At 70.9% G+C, this 14,599-nt stretch carries 13 protein-coding genes and 2 tRNA genes; 2 read left to right on the top strand and 13 right to left on the bottom strand.

Going from position 1 to position 14,599, the window contains the following annotated elements:
* Window positions 1-90: 90 nt before the first annotated feature.
* The 4 genes from ACZ3I3_RS10340 to leuS all read right to left on the bottom strand — a co-directional run bounded on the left by ACZ3I3_RS10340 (window position 91) and on the right by leuS (window position 6,178).
* Window positions 91-1,323, bottom strand: a complete 1,233-nt coding sequence (locus ACZ3I3_RS10340; protein ID WP_467364070.1) for a ComEA family DNA-binding protein — start codon at window positions 1,321-1,323, stop codon at window positions 91-93.
* Between the two features lie 129 nt (window positions 1,324-1,452).
* Window positions 1,453-2,298, bottom strand: coding sequence for a DegV family protein (locus tag ACZ3I3_RS10335; RefSeq protein ID WP_467364069.1), 846 nt, complete (start codon window positions 2,296-2,298; stop codon window positions 1,453-1,455).
* Window positions 2,299-2,370: 72 nt separating this feature from the next.
* A complete protein-coding gene (locus ACZ3I3_RS10330) occupies window positions 2,371-3,162 on the bottom strand; it encodes a hypothetical protein (RefSeq protein WP_467364068.1) in 792 nt (263 codons plus the stop codon).
* Between the two features lie 136 nt (window positions 3,163-3,298).
* The gene (gene leuS, locus ACZ3I3_RS10325; RefSeq protein ID WP_467364067.1) at window positions 3,299-6,178 is read right to left on the bottom strand and encodes a leucine--tRNA ligase; all 2,880 of its coding nucleotides are present in this window, start codon (window positions 6,176-6,178) and stop codon (window positions 3,299-3,301) included.
* Between the two features lie 467 nt (window positions 6,179-6,645).
* Here leuS and ACZ3I3_RS10320 point away from each other — a divergent pair, with 467 nt between their 5' ends.
* Together ACZ3I3_RS10320 and ACZ3I3_RS10315 are read left to right on the top strand one after the other, a co-directional pair.
* Window positions 6,646-7,911, top strand: a complete 1,266-nt coding sequence (locus ACZ3I3_RS10320; RefSeq protein WP_467364066.1) for a cytochrome b/b6 domain-containing protein — start codon at window positions 6,646-6,648, stop codon at window positions 7,909-7,911.
* Complete coding sequence (locus ACZ3I3_RS10315) at window positions 7,908-9,524, top strand: NADH-quinone oxidoreductase subunit NuoF family protein (RefSeq protein WP_167537343.1); 1,617 nt, start codon at window positions 7,908-7,910, stop codon at window positions 9,522-9,524. The genes ACZ3I3_RS10320 and ACZ3I3_RS10315 overlap by 4 nt, the downstream gene beginning before the upstream one ends.
* A gap of 125 nt (window positions 9,525-9,649) precedes the next feature.
* Here ACZ3I3_RS10315 and ACZ3I3_RS10310 read toward each other — a convergent pair.
* The 9 genes from ACZ3I3_RS10310 to ACZ3I3_RS10270 form a co-directional block, all read right to left on the bottom strand.
* Window positions 9,650-9,722 (bottom strand) — tRNA-Ala (locus ACZ3I3_RS10310).
* A 127-nt stretch (window positions 9,723-9,849) separates the two neighbouring features.
* Complete coding sequence (locus ACZ3I3_RS10305) at window positions 9,850-10,083, bottom strand: hypothetical protein (protein WP_006136074.1); 234 nt, start codon at window positions 10,081-10,083, stop codon at window positions 9,850-9,852.
* Between the two features lie 3 nt (window positions 10,084-10,086).
* Window positions 10,087-10,260: a hypothetical protein gene (locus ACZ3I3_RS10300; RefSeq protein ID WP_356924112.1), complete on the bottom strand. Its 174-nt coding sequence runs from the start codon at window positions 10,258-10,260 to the stop codon at window positions 10,087-10,089.
* 203 nt (window positions 10,261-10,463) lie between these two features.
* Window positions 10,464-10,536 (bottom strand) — tRNA-Ala (locus ACZ3I3_RS10295).
* Window positions 10,537-10,612: 76 nt separating this feature from the next.
* Entirely contained in the window at window positions 10,613-11,287 is a 675-nt protein-coding gene (locus tag ACZ3I3_RS10290) for a histidine phosphatase family protein (RefSeq protein WP_467364281.1), read from the bottom strand.
* On the bottom strand, window positions 11,278-11,724 hold the full coding sequence (rsfS, locus tag ACZ3I3_RS10285; protein WP_059416956.1) for a ribosome silencing factor: 447 nt from the start codon (window positions 11,722-11,724) through the stop codon (window positions 11,278-11,280). The genes ACZ3I3_RS10290 and rsfS overlap by 10 nt, the downstream gene beginning before the upstream one ends.
* Window positions 11,725-11,837: 113 nt before the next feature.
* Complete coding sequence (locus ACZ3I3_RS10280; protein ID WP_467364065.1) at window positions 11,838-13,520, bottom strand: LCP family protein; 1,683 nt, start codon at window positions 13,518-13,520, stop codon at window positions 11,838-11,840.
* Between the two features lie 16 nt (window positions 13,521-13,536).
* The gene (nadD, locus tag ACZ3I3_RS10275) at window positions 13,537-14,280 is read right to left on the bottom strand and encodes a nicotinate-nucleotide adenylyltransferase (protein ID WP_467364064.1); all 744 of its coding nucleotides are present in this window, start codon (window positions 14,278-14,280) and stop codon (window positions 13,537-13,539) included.
* 136 nt (window positions 14,281-14,416) lie between these two features.
* Window positions 14,417-14,581 (bottom strand): hypothetical protein, encoded by a 165-nt coding sequence (locus tag ACZ3I3_RS10270; protein WP_010041970.1) that lies wholly within the window; start codon window positions 14,579-14,581, stop codon window positions 14,417-14,419.
* Between the last annotated feature and the right edge of the window lie 18 nt (window positions 14,582-14,599).

Below are 14,599 nucleotides of genomic sequence, written 5' to 3'. Positions count from 1 at the left end.
AGGCAGCCCCGGTGGTGGGAAGGACCGATCCGGCGGTGAACGTCTCAGGCGCCGCCCCGTCCTGCCGCGCCGACGGCTCATGGGCCCTCCTCATGGCCGTACGAGGTTCCGCAAATCGGCGAAGCGCCGGTCGCCGATGCCGTTCACCTCGCGCAGCTCGTCCACCGACCGGAAGCCGCCGTGCTGCGTGCGGTAGTCGATGATGTGCTGCGCCAGCACCGGGCCGACCCCCGGCAAGGTGTCGAGCTGGTCGGCGGTGGCCGTGTTGAGCGAGACGGGAGCCCCCGGCATCACACCGCCCGCCGCCGCACCGCCCGTGCCCCCGGCAGCAGTACCGGCCGCCCCGGTCCCCGCCCCAGTCCCCGCAGCGGGAACCGGTGCTCCGACGATCACCTGCTCCCCGTCCACGAGGAACCGGGCGCGGTTGAGGCCGTCGGTCTTCGCGCCGGGCTTCACCCCGCCCGCCGCGCGCAGTGCGTCCGCCACACGTGAGCCGGCCGGCAGCCGGTGGATCCCGGGTTCACGGACCTTGCCGCCGACGTCCACGACGATCTCGGCCGCCCCTGCCGCACCCGCCCCGCCTGTCGCCTTCACCGCCCCCGCGGGCCCACCCCCTCCTCGTTCCGCCTCGGCCTGTCCGCCCTGTCCCTGCTGCCCCTGCTGCTCGTAGGGTGCCGCCGCGCGCACCACCTCGGGCGGCCGCACGGACTGGGTCCGGCCCGCCCAGAAGTGCTGCACCGCGAACGCCGCGGCGACGACGAGCACCACTGTCAACGCCAGCACGCTCCGCGGCTCCAGGCCACACCTCGCCTGCAACCACACGGGCATCCGCTCCCGCACCGCGAGCCCGACCCGCTCCCGCCAGGTCCCTTCCCCAAGCCGGCCGTCCCCTCCGACTGTCCCGGCGCCCGCCCCACCGTCGACACCGGCACCGAAACGGACGCCGATGCCGTGGCCGACACCGAGACCGGCACCGGCACCGGCACCGGCGGGGACACGGACAGACTCCGCATCAGATTCCACACCGGCTTCCGCGATGGCCCCCGCCCCCGGCCGATCCAGCCCGCGCCCAGCACGTCCTACGGCAACCGTCTCCTCGGGCGGACCGTGCCCCGACTCCCGCCGTCCCCCGGCCCGTTCGGCATGCTCGCCGAAGAGCACCTCCGCGCGTCGGCGGAGTTCCTCCGCCGAGGCCTGACGATGCCGTGCCCGGCCGCGTGCGACAGGCCGGTGGCGGCGGTGGCGGACGCGGCCGTCGGACGCCGGTCCACGGCCCGGCCCGCTGGTCGCAGTCGCTGTGCGTGAACGTGATCGAAGTGCCATGCGACGAGGATCGGCCACCCCGGCACACTCGCGATGATCTTGGTCAATTCCCGGGGACAACGGACGGCTTGTGGAAATCGCGGCCACCCACACGGGTGATCAGAGGCCGCCGCGCCCCGCCGTGACCGTTCACTGCGGCGAAACCACGACCCCCAGCAACCCGGGCCCCGTGTGCGCCCCGATCACCGCCCCGACCTCGCTGACATGCAGATCGGCGAGCCCGGGCACCCGTGCCCGCAGCCGGTCGGCGAGGGCCGACGCCCGGTCCGGGGCGGCGAGATGGTGGACGGCGACGTCGACCCGGGCGCTGCCCGCACGCTCGGCCGCGATCTCCTCAAGGCGGGCGATCGCCTTCGACGCGGTCCGCACCTTCTCCAGCGGTTCGATACGGCCGTCGGCCAGTTGCAGCAGCGGCTTCACCGCGAGCGCCGAGCCCAGCAGGGCCTGCGCGGCACCGATACGGCCGCCGCGGCGCAGATAGTCGAGGGTGTCGACGTAGAAGTAGGCGGACGTACCCGCGGCCCGCTTCTCCGCGGCCGTCACAGCCTCGTCCATGGTGCCGCCCGACTCCGCCGTCTCCGCCGCGGCGAGCGCGCAGAAGCCGAGCGCCATCGCGATCATGCCGGTGTCCACCACCCGCACCGGCACCGGCGCCTGCCGCGCGGCGACGACGGCCGCGTCGTACGTACCGGAGAGCTCCGCGGAGAGATGGAGGGAGACGATGCCGGTGGCGCCGGACTCGGCGACCTTGCGGTATGTCTCCTCGAAGAGGGCGGGGCTGGGCCGCGAGGTCGTCACGGGGCGCCGCTTCTGCAAAGCCTGCGCGAGGGCGCGGGTAGAGATCTCCGTGCCCTCCTCCAGTGCCCGGTCGCCGAGGACGACGGTCAGAGGTACCGCTGTGATGCCATGGCGCTCCATCGTCCGGGCCGGCAGGTAGGCCGTTGAATCGGTGACGATCGCGACATGGCGGGACATGAGCTGGAGGTTACCTGCCGTAGTGCCCATACGGCAGCCCGGCCCCCGCGCCCTGTGACGCGAGTGGCCGGATCAAGTGGTGCTCTCGGGGCGGGGCTTCTTCTGCCAGGGGTAGGTCGGGCGCGGTCCCGGCGCGCTGATGGCGGGCCGCGCCGGCTCCTGCGCCGGGTTCGGCTGCGGGGTCTCCGGCCAGGTCTGCCCGGCCGTGGCGGCATCGGCGGCGGGCGCCTCGGGCCACGGCCTCGCGGCCGGCTCCGGCTGCGGCTCCGACTGCGTCTCCGGCTTCTGCTTCGGCGAGGCGGCGGGCCGGGACTCCGGCCCCGACGTCCAGTGCCGCAGTGCCCCGGCCTCCATCTCGATCTGGGCGCTGAGCGTGTCCAGGTCGTCCCCCGCGAAGCGGTGGGCGCGGTCGCGGGCCGCCCAGCGCAGGGCGTCCGCCGACTGTGTGATGCGTTCGGTGCGCTCGCGCAGCTCGGGCAGCCGCTCGCCGAGCGCGCCGCGGTCGGGCTCGGACTCCAGGCGCTTCAGCTCGTCGTCCAGCTCGTGCCCGTGCGCACTGAGGCGTTCGAAGAGGCCGAGGGACTCCTTCAGGGACTCGTCCTCGGCGACGGCCGCGTGCAGCGCGTCCTGGGTGGCACGCATGGAGGTGCGCAGTTTCAGCCGGAGTTGGGCGAGTTCGCCCGCGGCGCCCGGCTGGGCGAAGGACTTCGCCCGCAGGGTGTGGTCCTCGACCGTGCGGCGGGCCTGCGTGATGCCGCGGTCCACGCCGCGCTTGGCGGCGCCGACCACCTTCACCGTGGCGTACGCACCCAGTCCGAGAAAGAGCACGAAGAGCAGGGCGAACACTGCGATCACTGCTTCCACCGACTCCTCCTCAGGCGTCTCGGCACATCCGCGCCGCTCTTCAACGGTAAACGCAACAGGCAGGCCCGGAGTTCCAGAAAAACCCCGAACCTGCCCGTAGGGGACCACCCCGAGAGCGGTCCGCGGTGCCTGGCGGCTACGCCGGAACGATGTTCACCAGCTTCGGCGCCCGCACGATCACCTTCCGGATCCCGGCCCCGCCCAGCGCGGCGACGACCTTCTCGTCGGCCAGGGCGACCTTCTCCAGCTCGTCCTCGGCGATCGACGGCGAGACCTCCAGCCGCGCCTTGACCTTGCCCTTGATCTGGACGACGCAGGTCACGGTCTCGTCGACCACGTACGCCGGGTCGGCCACCGGGAAGTCCTGGTGGACCACCGAGTCCTCGTGTCCCAGCTTGCGCCACAGCTCCTCGGCGATGTGCGGGGCCAGCGGCGCGACCATCAGCACCAGCGGCTCGGCCACGGACCGCGACACCGGCCCGCCCGCCTTGGTCAGGTGGTTGTTCAGCTCGGTGACCTTGGCGATGGCGGTGTTGAACCGCATGCCCTCCAGGTCTCCGCGCACGCCGTCGATCGCCTTGTGCAGGGCGCGCACCGTCTCCTCGTCAGGCTCGGCGTCGACGACGGTGACCTCGCCGGTCGCCTCGTCGACGATGTTGCGCCACAGCCGCTGCAGCAGCCGGAACTGGCCCACGACCGCGCGCGTGTCCCAGGGCCGGGACACGTCCAGCGGGCCCATGGCCATCTCGTACAGCCGCAGTGTGTCGGCGCCGTACTCCTCGCAGATCTCGTCCGGAGTGACCGCGTTCTTCAGGGACTTGCCCATCTTGCCCAGCAGCCGGGAGACCTTCTCGCCCTGGTAGTAGTAGGCGCCGTCGCGCTCCTCCACCTCGGCGGCCGGCACCGCGATGCCACGGCTGTCGCGGTAGACGTAGGCCTGGATCATGCCCTGGTTGAACAGCTTGTGGAACGGCTCGGCCGAGGAGATGTGCCCCAGGTCGTACAGCACCTTGGACCAGAAGCGCGCGTACAGCAGGTGCAGCACGGCGTGCTCGGCGCCGCCGACGTACAGGTCGACACCGCCGTGCGGCTGCCCCTCGCGCGGGCCCATCCAGTACCGCTCGATCTCCGGGTCGACCAGCTGCTCGCTGTTGTGCGGGTCCAGGTAGCGCAGCTCGTACCAGCAGGAACCGGCCCAGTTGGGCATGGTGTTGGTCTCGCGGCGGAACGTGCGCGGACCACGGCCATCGCCCAGGTCCAGCGTGACGTTGACCCAGTCCTCGTTGCGCGACAGCGGCGTCTCGGGCTGGGTGTCGGCGTCGTCCGGGTCGAAGGTGCGCGGCGAGTAGTCCTCGACCTCGGGCAGCTCCAGCGGCAGCATCGACTCGGGCAGCGCGTGGGCGATGCCGTCCTCGTCGTAGACGATCGGGAAGGGCTCGCCCCAGTAGCGCTGACGGCTGAACAGCCAGTCGCGCAGCCGGAAGTTGACGGTGCCCTCGCCGATGCCGGACCGCTCCAGCCACTCGGTGATGCGCGCCTTGGCGTCGACGACCCCCAGGCCGTCCAGGGAGACACCCTCGCCCGTGGAGTTGACGATCTTCGCGTCGTACGACACGAAGGCGGCGTCCCACGTCGAGGTGTCGGTGCCGCGGCCGTCGGTCGGCTCGACGACGCAGGTGATCGGCAGCTCGAAGGCGCGCGCGAACTCGAAGTCACGCGTGTCGTGTGCCGGGACCGCCATGATCGCGCCGGTGCCGTAGCCCATCAGCACGTAGTCGGCGATGAAGACCGGGATCTGCTCGCCGTTGACCGGGTTGGTCGCGTAGGCGCCGATGAAGACGCCGGTCTTCTCCTTGGCCTCGGCCTGCCGCTCCACGTCGGACTTGGACGCGGCCTGCGCGCGGTAGGCGGCGACGGCGTCCCCGGGGGTCGCGTGGCCGCCGGTCCACGCCTCGTGGGTGCCCTCCGGCCAGGCGGCCGGGGTGAACTTCTCGACCAGCGGGTGCTCGGGCGCCAGCACCATGTAGGTGGCGCCGAACAGGGTGTCCGGGCGGGTGGTGAAGACCGTGATGCGCTCGCCGTCGATGGGGAAGTCGACGCGGGCGCCCTCGGAGCGGCCGATCCAGTTGCGCTGCTGCAGCTTGATGGCCTCGGGCCAGTCCAGCTCCTCCAGGTCCTCCAGCAGCCGGTCGGCGTAGGCCGTGATGCGCATGTTCCACTGGCGCAGCTTGGCCTTGAAGACCGGGAAGTTGCCGCGCTCGGAGCGGCCGTCGGCGGTGACCTCCTCGTTGGCCAGCACGGTGCCCAGCCCGGGGCACCAGTTGACCGGCGCGTCGGAGGCGTAGGCCAGCCGGAACTCGCCCAGGACGTCGGCCTGCTCGGCGGCGCTCAGCTCGCTCCACGCGCGCGTGTGGCCCGGTACGGGCCGCTCACCCGACTCGAACCGGTCGATCAGTTCGGAGATCGGGCGGGCCTTCCCGGCCTCGTGGTCGTACCAGGAGTTGAAGATCTGCAGGAAGATCCACTGGGTCCACTTGTAGTACTCCGGGTCGATCGTGGCGAACGACCGGCGGTTGTCGTGGCCCAGGCCCAGCCGGCGCAGCTGGGACTTCATGTTCTCCATGTTGGCTTCGGTGGACGCGCGCGGGTGCGTGCCGGTCTGCACCGCGTACTGCTCGGCGGGCAGGCCGAAGGCGTCGAAGCCCAGGGTGTGCAGAACGTTGTGGCCGGTCATGCGCTGGAAGCGGGCGTAGACGTCCGTGGCGATGTAGCCCAGCGGGTGGCCGACGTGCAGACCCGCACCCGAGGGGTACGGAAACATGTCCATGATGAACTTCTTGGGCCTGGCGACGGTCCCCTGGTCGCCCGCCAGGTCACCCTTCGGGTTGGGCGCGCCGTAGGTGCCGTCGGCGTCCCAGAAGTCCTGCCAGCGTGCTTCGATCTCGGCAGCCGTCGCGGCCGTGTAGCGGTGCGGCGCTGCCACCTCGGAGGCGGCAGCGGGGTTCGTCTCGCTCATGATCCTCAAAGCTCCATCGATCGTCTCTGCCTGCGGCTGTGTCGTTCGAGAAACGAAAAATCCCCTCACACAGGAGGGGACGCCGCGCCGATTCCGGCCACTCGACTCGTCCGGTGGCCGGGACTGATCAGCGCGGCCCGCTAAGCAGAAGGCGTACGGCACGCATGGCGTTAGGGTACCGCAGCCCCCCTTCGCACCGCGACGCGCTTCCGAGGGGCTGTCTCGGCACCCAAAAAGCTGAACATGGGTCAAAAGTTACTTCGCGTAACAGCCGCTATGGGACATCACAACAGCCACATTGTCCTTTGATAACAACGCAATAACTCAAACCTCGTACCCATCGGTATGGCGCCGCTTAGAGTGCAGCAGCGGGACCGCTTTCCCGAACCGCTCGGAGTTGCCCCCATGAACGCTCATCGCAGTAACAGCTCGCTACGCCCGGTCACCGGGATGTGGGGAGGCCGGCCGTGACGAACTACGACTCCACGGTCGACGACACGTTCGCCGAGTTCCTCGACTTCGGCGCCGGCGTGCTGTCCCTCGTGTTCCTCTCCTGCTCGGTGATCTGGGGCCTCGTCGCCCAGGACCGGGTCCTGCTGGACACGCGCAGGCGCATCCTGGCGCAGGCCGTGCACCGGACCACCGCGGTCGCCTCGATCGTCTTCCTCCTGGTGCACATCGGAGTCAAGCTGGCTCTCGCCCACACCACGTGGGTCGCGGTGTTCATCCCCTTCGGGCTCATCGCCAGCGACAACGACGAGATCATGGGCCGGTCGTTCCTCGTCGGCCTCGGCACCCTGGCCAGCATGCTCATGATCTTCGTGGGCGTCACGGGCGCGCTGCGCAACCGTTTCGCGTCCCCGGCGCCCGTCGCGGCCCGCTGGCGGGCCATGCACATGCTGGCCTACCCGGCCTGGTGCGCCGCCCTGGTCCACGGCCTCTACGCGGGCCGCCAGGCCAAGCCGATCTTCGTCATCCTGTACTGCCTGTCCCTGGCCGGTGTGGCCGGAGCCCTCGCCCTGCGCGCCGCTCCGCGCCCGGTCAAGCGCAAGGTCGCCGACAAGTTCGCCCAGTTCATCGGCCCGGGGGAGAGCCAGGGGCGCAGGGACCTGGAGGAGAGCCGGGCCCGGGCGGGCACGGGCTCCGCGCTGCCCGGCTACGGGAGCCGGGACAAGCCCGTGGGGGCCATGGCCTCCCCGTCGGGCCCGCTGTACGAGAAGGCGGAGCGCGCCGCGCCGCAGGAGTCCACGAACGGCTTCGCCGCGGCCTACCGGGCCGTCTCGAGCCCGCCCCTGGGCCAGCAGGCGTTCGCACCGGGGCCGACCGACCGCGCGGAACTGCCGCTGGACATGCAGCCCACCCAGACCATCCCGACCGTGGACGGCCCCTCCAGCACCTCGGGCAACTGGCCGATCCCGTCCCCGCCGCCGGTCGGCGAGGCTCCGCCGTCGGCCTACGACCCGCTCCAGGACACGGGCTTCAACATCCCGCCCTACGACCCCCTGCAGGACACCGGACAAAGCATCCCGGCCTATGGCAATCCAGGCGCCGCCGGCTACGGATCGAGTGACGTGTACGACACGGGTGAGACGAACGCCGTCTACGACACGTACTACCCGAACGACACGTACAACAGCGGTCCCGCCACTGAAACACTGCCCGGTGCGTCCTACGACTTCGACGCTCCGGGCTCGGGCGAACCTTGGAACACGCCTTCCGGAGGCTTTAAGTGAACGAGGCTTTGCCTGACGTACCCGAAGTCCGCGTGGTCGGCCTTCCCCAGCTCACGTCTGGCTTCGACCTTGTCGATCGGCTCGATCTGCCCATGCACCTGAAGGTGCACGGGCCACTCGAGCCGATGGGCGGCGAGCAGCTCGCGCAACTCGCCGAACGCATCAACCTCAAGGGCCGCGGCGGCGCGGGCTTCCCCTTCCACAAGAAGCTGCGCTCGGTCGCCGAGGCGGCGATCAAACGCGGCGTCCGGCCGGTCGTCGTCGTGAACGGCAGCGAGGACGAACCGGCCTGCCGCAAGGACACGGTGCTCATCAACCGTGCCCCGCACCTGATCCTGGACGGCGCGCTGCTGTGCGCCGAAGCACTGGGTGCCCGCACGCTCGTGGTGGGGGTCACCCGTGAGTCCACACAGCGCTCCATGGAGGCCGCGCTCGCCGAACGCGGGCTCAGCAACGGCCGCAGATCGGCTCTGCGCGCGCGTGTGCAGCGCAACCCGGTCCGTATGGTCACCGGCGCCGCCGCGTCGCTGATCCGCTCCATCGACGGCGGACCGGCGATCCCGCCGGGCCGCAAGGTCAGCGCCTCGCAGAACGGCGTCGGCGGCGCGCCCACGCTGCTGTCCAACGCCGAGACGTTCGCCCAACTGGCCATCGCGGCCCGCATCGGCCCGGAGCGCTACGGCAACACCGGCCTGTACGACGAGCCGGGCACGGTCATGCTCACGGTCTCCGGTGCGGTCGCCCGCCCCATGGTGATCGAGGTCCCGACGGGCGTGCCGCTGCGGTACGTCCTCCAGCTCGCCGGCGCCCCGCCGGTGCCCCAGGGCGTGCTCACCGGCGGCTACCACGGCAAGTGGATCGACGCGGCGACGGTCAACGAGGCGATCGTCTCCCGCAACTCCCTGGACGCGGTGGGCGGCGCGCTCGGCGCCGGCGCGATCCTGCCGATCACTCAGGAGACCTGCCCCCTGGGCGAGTCACTGCGTGTCGCCCAATGGCTGGCGGAGGAGAGCGCGGGCCAGTGCGGCCCCTGCTACCTCGGCCTGCCGGCCGCCGCGCGTGGCCTGGAGGACATCCTCAACGGCGGCGGACCGGCCGCCCTGGAAGCCCTCAAGCAGGTCGCCAAGAACGTGAAGCGACGCGGCGCGTGCTCGCATCCCGACGGCTCCGCGATGTTCATCGAGTCGACCATCAAGGCGTTCACGGACGACCTGGCCGCCCATGTCCTCGGGAACGGCTGCGGACGGCCCGTGGAGGGCGTTCTGCCGCTCTTCGAGGGCGGCAGGGCCCCTACGGGCATCCCGGGCGGCGGCGAGTCCGAGGAGAACGGCCCCAGCCGCCAGAAGATCTTCGTCGACTGGACGCTGTGCCGGGGCCACGGCCTGTGCGCGGACATCCTCCCCGAGGTGTTCCAGCTCGGCGCCGACGGCTTCCCGACCGTGGCGCAGGCGAAGGTGCCGCGGTACGCCGAGGACAAGGCTCTACGCGCGGTGCGCCGCTGCCCGGCGCTGGCCCTGCGCATCGAGGAGGACACGCGCGCTCAGGGCGGCGCGCCGTCCCGCAACCTCCCCGTCCTGTCCCAGGGCCGCGGCCGCCGCGCTCTCGGCCGCTGATCAGACGTCGTACGGCGGGCTTCCCCAGGGGAGCCCGCCGTAGGCGTACCAGTGCTACCGCACCCGGAAGCCGCACACGAAGAAGGCGGGCCATCCGATCGGATGGCCCGCCTTCTCATCTGCTGTGGAGCTAAGGAGAATTGAACTCCTGACCTCCTGCATGCCATGCAGGCGCTCTACCAACTGAGCTATAGCCCCTTGCTGCGCCCCTCCGGGTTTCCCCGGCGGCGACGCCAACATTACTGGTCCTCCGGGCCCAACACCAAATCGATTTCCCCTCGCACGGAGATGCCCGTTATGCCGGATTTACACCGACTGTGCGGAGCTAAGCCGTGACGAACGAATAGAACCGCTTGAGCGTGCAGTGCTCCTCCAGAAGCCGGCCGTAGATCGGCTCGCCCTCCAGTTCGCGGTACGTCTCGATCGGGTCGCCCTTTATGATCAGCGCCCGCGCGCACTCCTCGCACCAGTACTGGTAGTCGGGATTGATCGGCTCCATGTCGCGGACGATCGGAGTCCCGCTGCCACACCAGTCGCATTTCCGCCTGTGTGCACCCATCGATCAGCTCCAGCTGTGGCCGCAGGCCGTGCACACGTAGGAGATCCCGCCGTTGTCGCCGAGCATCTGGGCCACGTGCGCGGATCCGCAGGAAGGGCAGCTGAGGCGGGTGGACATCTCCCATGTCAACGCTGCTCCGAGGAGGTGGTCGACCTCCTCGAGGATGCTCGCAGGCATCGCTACTCCCTCCCGTCGGGCCGCGCCCCCTTCCGGCCGTTTGATTCTGCCACGACCGGACCAATACGGTCAGCGACGCCTCAGTACCAGTCCGGACACGGCAACCCGGCGGGGCCGTAGAGGTATACGCCTCAGAGTGCCCCGATGACTCAAGAGGGAGCATGAAAAATCCCGTCCCCTGACGGGAACGGGATCTTGAAGCGTGGAGCTAAGGAGAATTGAACTCCTGACCTCCTGCATGCCATGCAGGCGCTCTACCAACTGAGCTATAGCCCCTCGTGTTCCTTCCCGGCGGGCCGGGCGAACAAGAAGAACTTTAGCCTGCGACCTGCCGGAAAGTGAAATCCGGGGGTCAGTCGTCGTCGCCGAGCACCGGTTCCGGCAGGGTGCCGGCGTTGTGCTCCAGCAGGCGCCAGCCGCGGGCGCCTTCACCGAGGACGGACCAGCAGCAGTTGGAGAGGCCGCCGAGGCTCTCCCAGTTGTGGGAGTCCAGGGCGAGGAGACGGCCGATGGTGGTGCGGATGGTGCCGCCGTGGCTGACCACGACGAGCGTGCCGTCCTGGGGGAGCTTCTCGGCGTGCCGCAGCACCACGGGGGCGGCACGGTCCGCGACCTCGGTCTCCAGCTCGCCACCGCCGCGGCGCACCGGCTCGCCGCGCTTCCACGCGGTGTACTCGTCGCCGTACCGGGCGATGATCTCCTCGTGCGTCAGGCCCTGCCAGGCGCCCGCGTACGTCTCGCGCAGCGCCTCGTCGTGGGTCACGTCGAGGTCCGTGAGCGCGGCGAGTTCGGCGGCCGTGTTCGCGGCCCGCTTCAGGTCGGAGGCGACGATCGCGTCCGGCTTCAGGGCGACCAGCAGCCGGGCCGCGCGCCGGGCCTGGGCGACGCCGGTCTCGGTGAGCTCGACGTCCGTGGTGCCCTGGAAGCGGCGCTCCACGTTCCACGCGGTCTGGCCGTGCCGCCAGAGGATGATGCGGCGGCCCCGGCCCGTGCCGGCGGACGCCTCAGCGAAGGAGGTCACCGCCAGTCACCGTCCAGCTCCGCCGCCTCCTCGGCCGCTCGCAGCTTGGCGTGCTCCTCGGCCTTGCCGCGGGTGGCCTTGGCGTCCTCGGGCAACTCCAGCTCGGGGCAGTCCTTCCACAGCCGCTCCAGGGCGTAGAAGACGCGCTCCTCGCTGTGCTGGACGTGGACGACGATGTCGACGTAGTCGAGCAGCACCCAGCGGGCCTCGCGGTCGCCCTCGCGGCGCACCGGCTTGGCGCCGAGCTCCTTGTTGAGGCGCTCCTCGATCTCGTCGACGATCGACTTGACCTGGCGGTCGTTGGGCGCGGAGGCCAGCAGGAAGGCGTCCGTGATGGACAGCACGTCACTGACGTCGTAGGCGACGATGTCGTGTGCCAGCTTGTCGGCGGCCGCCTGGGCGGCGGTGTTGATCAGCTCGTGAGAGCGGTCGGTCACGGTCACTACAAGGCTTTCCGTCGGCGGTCACTTGCCCCCAAGGGTCTCACGGACCGCCGTGCGCCCCCCACGCGATTGCGTGGACCACGTGGGGAGCGCACTCCTGCCGACTGGTCGGACTACGGCTTGTAGTCCTGCCCGAGGACGACGGCGACGTCGGCGCTCGCGGAGATCTTGCCCTTGGTGACGGAGCCCGGGGGCAGACCCAGGGTCTTGGCGACCTCGGCCGCGTCGGCCTTGTCGGCGGCGTCGGCGTAGGTGACCTTGGACGTGGCCTGGGCGGAGCCGGGCGTGCCGCCCTCCAGGAAGGTGAAGCCGCCGTTGAGGAGCACGACGCGGGCCTTCTCCGTGTTGTCCTTCACACCGGTGGCGTTCTGGACGGCGACGCTGACGGCGGCGCCCTTGTCGGGGCTCTTGGCGGTGCCGCCGAGGACGTTCTTGACCACACCCGCACTGGCCTGGGCGCTGAGCGTGCCGTCGCCCTGGACGGGCAGCAGGTCGGTCCGGTAGTCACCGCCCTTGGCGAGGTCGGAGAGCCCGGCGAGGAAGGTGCCGAGGTCCTTGTCGGTCAGGGACGGGTCGAGGATCTGCTGAAGCGTCTGGATCGTGGTCGTCGCGGCCTGCGGGTCGGAGGACAGCTTGCGCAGGACGCCCTGCAGGACCTGCCCGAAGCGCTCCAGCTGGGCGTTCTGCGCCTCGCCGGGGGCGCGGTAGGTGGCGTAGGCGACGGCCATCTTGCCGCTGAGGGTCTGGGCCTTGCCCTTGTTGACCAGGGGGGCCTCGCCCTTCTTCTTGGCGGCGGGGTCGGGGACGGCCGTGTCGGTGTCGACGTCGATGTTGCCGACGATGTCGACGAGGTTCTGCAGGTAGGGGGTGTCCAGGCGCCAGGTGCCCTGGATGTCGGTGCCGAGGACCGTGTCGAGCGCGTCGCGGGTGCCGTCGGAGCCGTCGTCCTCGACCGACTTGGCGAGCGTCGTCGTGGTGCCGTCGTCGCTGGTCAGGGCAAGGGAGTTGGGCAGCAGGACAGTCGTGCCGCGCTTGGTGGTGGTGTTGTCGACGAGGAGGGCCGTGGCGGTGCCGCCGCCCTTGACCTCGTGCAGGTGGACGACGATCACGTCGCGCTTCTGGGCGCCCGCGGCCGTCGCCGTGCCCGTCGCGGGGTCGCCGGAGGACAGGCCGGGCAGCTTCCCCGCGTACCAGAGGTAACCGACGCCGCCGACCGCGGCGAGCGCGAGGACGACGACCAAGGCGACGATCCGGCTGCGGGCGCGGCGCCGGGCCTCCTCACGGCGCTCGGTGCGGTTCTCGGTGAACTTCAGCCAGTCGATGACGTCTTCGGAGTTGTCGTCGGGCTCCTCGACGAAGGCGAACTGCTCGGTGTGGTAGTCCCGCTGGGGGCCGCCCCGGAGGTCCTCGTCGTCGGCCGGGCCCGCCTGCTGCGGGATGTGGGCGGTCTGTTCGGCGACGCGGGGCTGCTGGGCCGTACCGGCGCCGGCCGCGGCCTGGCCATAGGGGTCGTGAGCGGCGGTGCCGCCCTGCTGCCCGGAGGCGTAGGGGTCGTACGAGCCGTAGCCGGGCTGCTGCCCGCTCGTGCCGTAGTCGTACGCGGGCGGGGGCTGCTGCCCGCCCTGGGCGTACGGGTCGTAGCCGTAGCCCTGCTGTTGCTGCTGGGCGTACGGGTCGTACGTCTGCTGCTGGGTCTGCTGGGCCTGGACCTGCCGGTAGACAGGCTGGCCGTACTCGTCGTAGCCGACGAGTTCGTACTGGTCGCCCCCGTACCCCGGGTCGTATCGGTCGTTCACCGGTGCCCCTCTCGGCTCACTCGCCGCGGTACAGCTCGCGCTTGTCGATATAGCGCACGACTCCGTCCGGCACCAGGTACCAGATGGGGTCGCCCTTGGCGACTCTCGCACGGCAGTCCGTGGAGGAGATGGCGAGGGCGGGCACCTCGACGAGCGAGACACCGCCCTCCGGGAGTCCTGGGTCGTTCAGGTGGTGCCCCGGCCGGGTGACCCCGATGAAGTGCGCGAGGGAGATCAGTTCCTCGCTGTCCCGCCAGGTGAGGATCTGGGAGAGCGCGTCGGCGCCGGTGATGAAGAACAGGTCCGTGTCGGGGTTGAGCGCGCGCAGGTCGCGCAGCGTGTCCACGGTGTAGGTGGGGCCGCCGCGGTCGATGTCGATGCGGCTCACGGAGAACTGGGGGTTCTCCGCGGTCGCGATGACCGTCATCAGGTAGCGGTCCTCGGCCGGGGAGACCTTGCGGTGGCTCTTCTGCCAGGGCTGGCCGGTCGGGACGAAGACCACCTCGTCGAGGTGGAACGCCGCGGCGACCTCGCTGGCCGCGACCAGGTGCCCGTGGTGGATCGGGTCGAAGGTACCGCCCATGACGCCGAGGCGGCGCTTGCCCGGCTGGGGCCGACCGTTTCCGGGACCGTCGATCTGGCGGTGCTCCGTGGCGGCACGCCGGGGCCCCGAGTGTCGCTCGGTGCCGCTCGCCGTGTCCTGTGCCGGGTCGCACGGCGTCTCGTTCGCCGGACCGGTAGGCATGTCCTGCTCTCCCATGCGTGCAGACCCTACCGGCCCTGCCTGAGGGGTCCTTGCACCGTGCCCGCCCCGGGCGGGCACAGTGCAAGGACCCCTGAGGGTCCGGCCGCCCCTGTGGTCCCTGGGGCGCCCCGCGCGGGGCGCCCGGCCGGGCTCAGCGGTCGCGGTTGAAGCGGGTGGTGATCCACAGCAGGAGCAGCAGGGCGAAGAGGGCGCCGCCACCGGTGAGGTAGGGGCTGAGGCTTTCGTGGTTACCGCCGTGCTCCTCGCCCTCGGCGGCGAGGGTGACCAACTGGGCAGCGGTGCTGTGGAAGCTCATCTTCGGCAGGACCTATCG

The sequence above is a fragment of the Streptomyces sp. NPDC016851 genome (genome assembly GCF_055562795.1).
The sequence above is the reverse complement of the archived record's forward strand: the minus strand, read 5'-3'. Positions and strand labels throughout refer to the sequence as shown.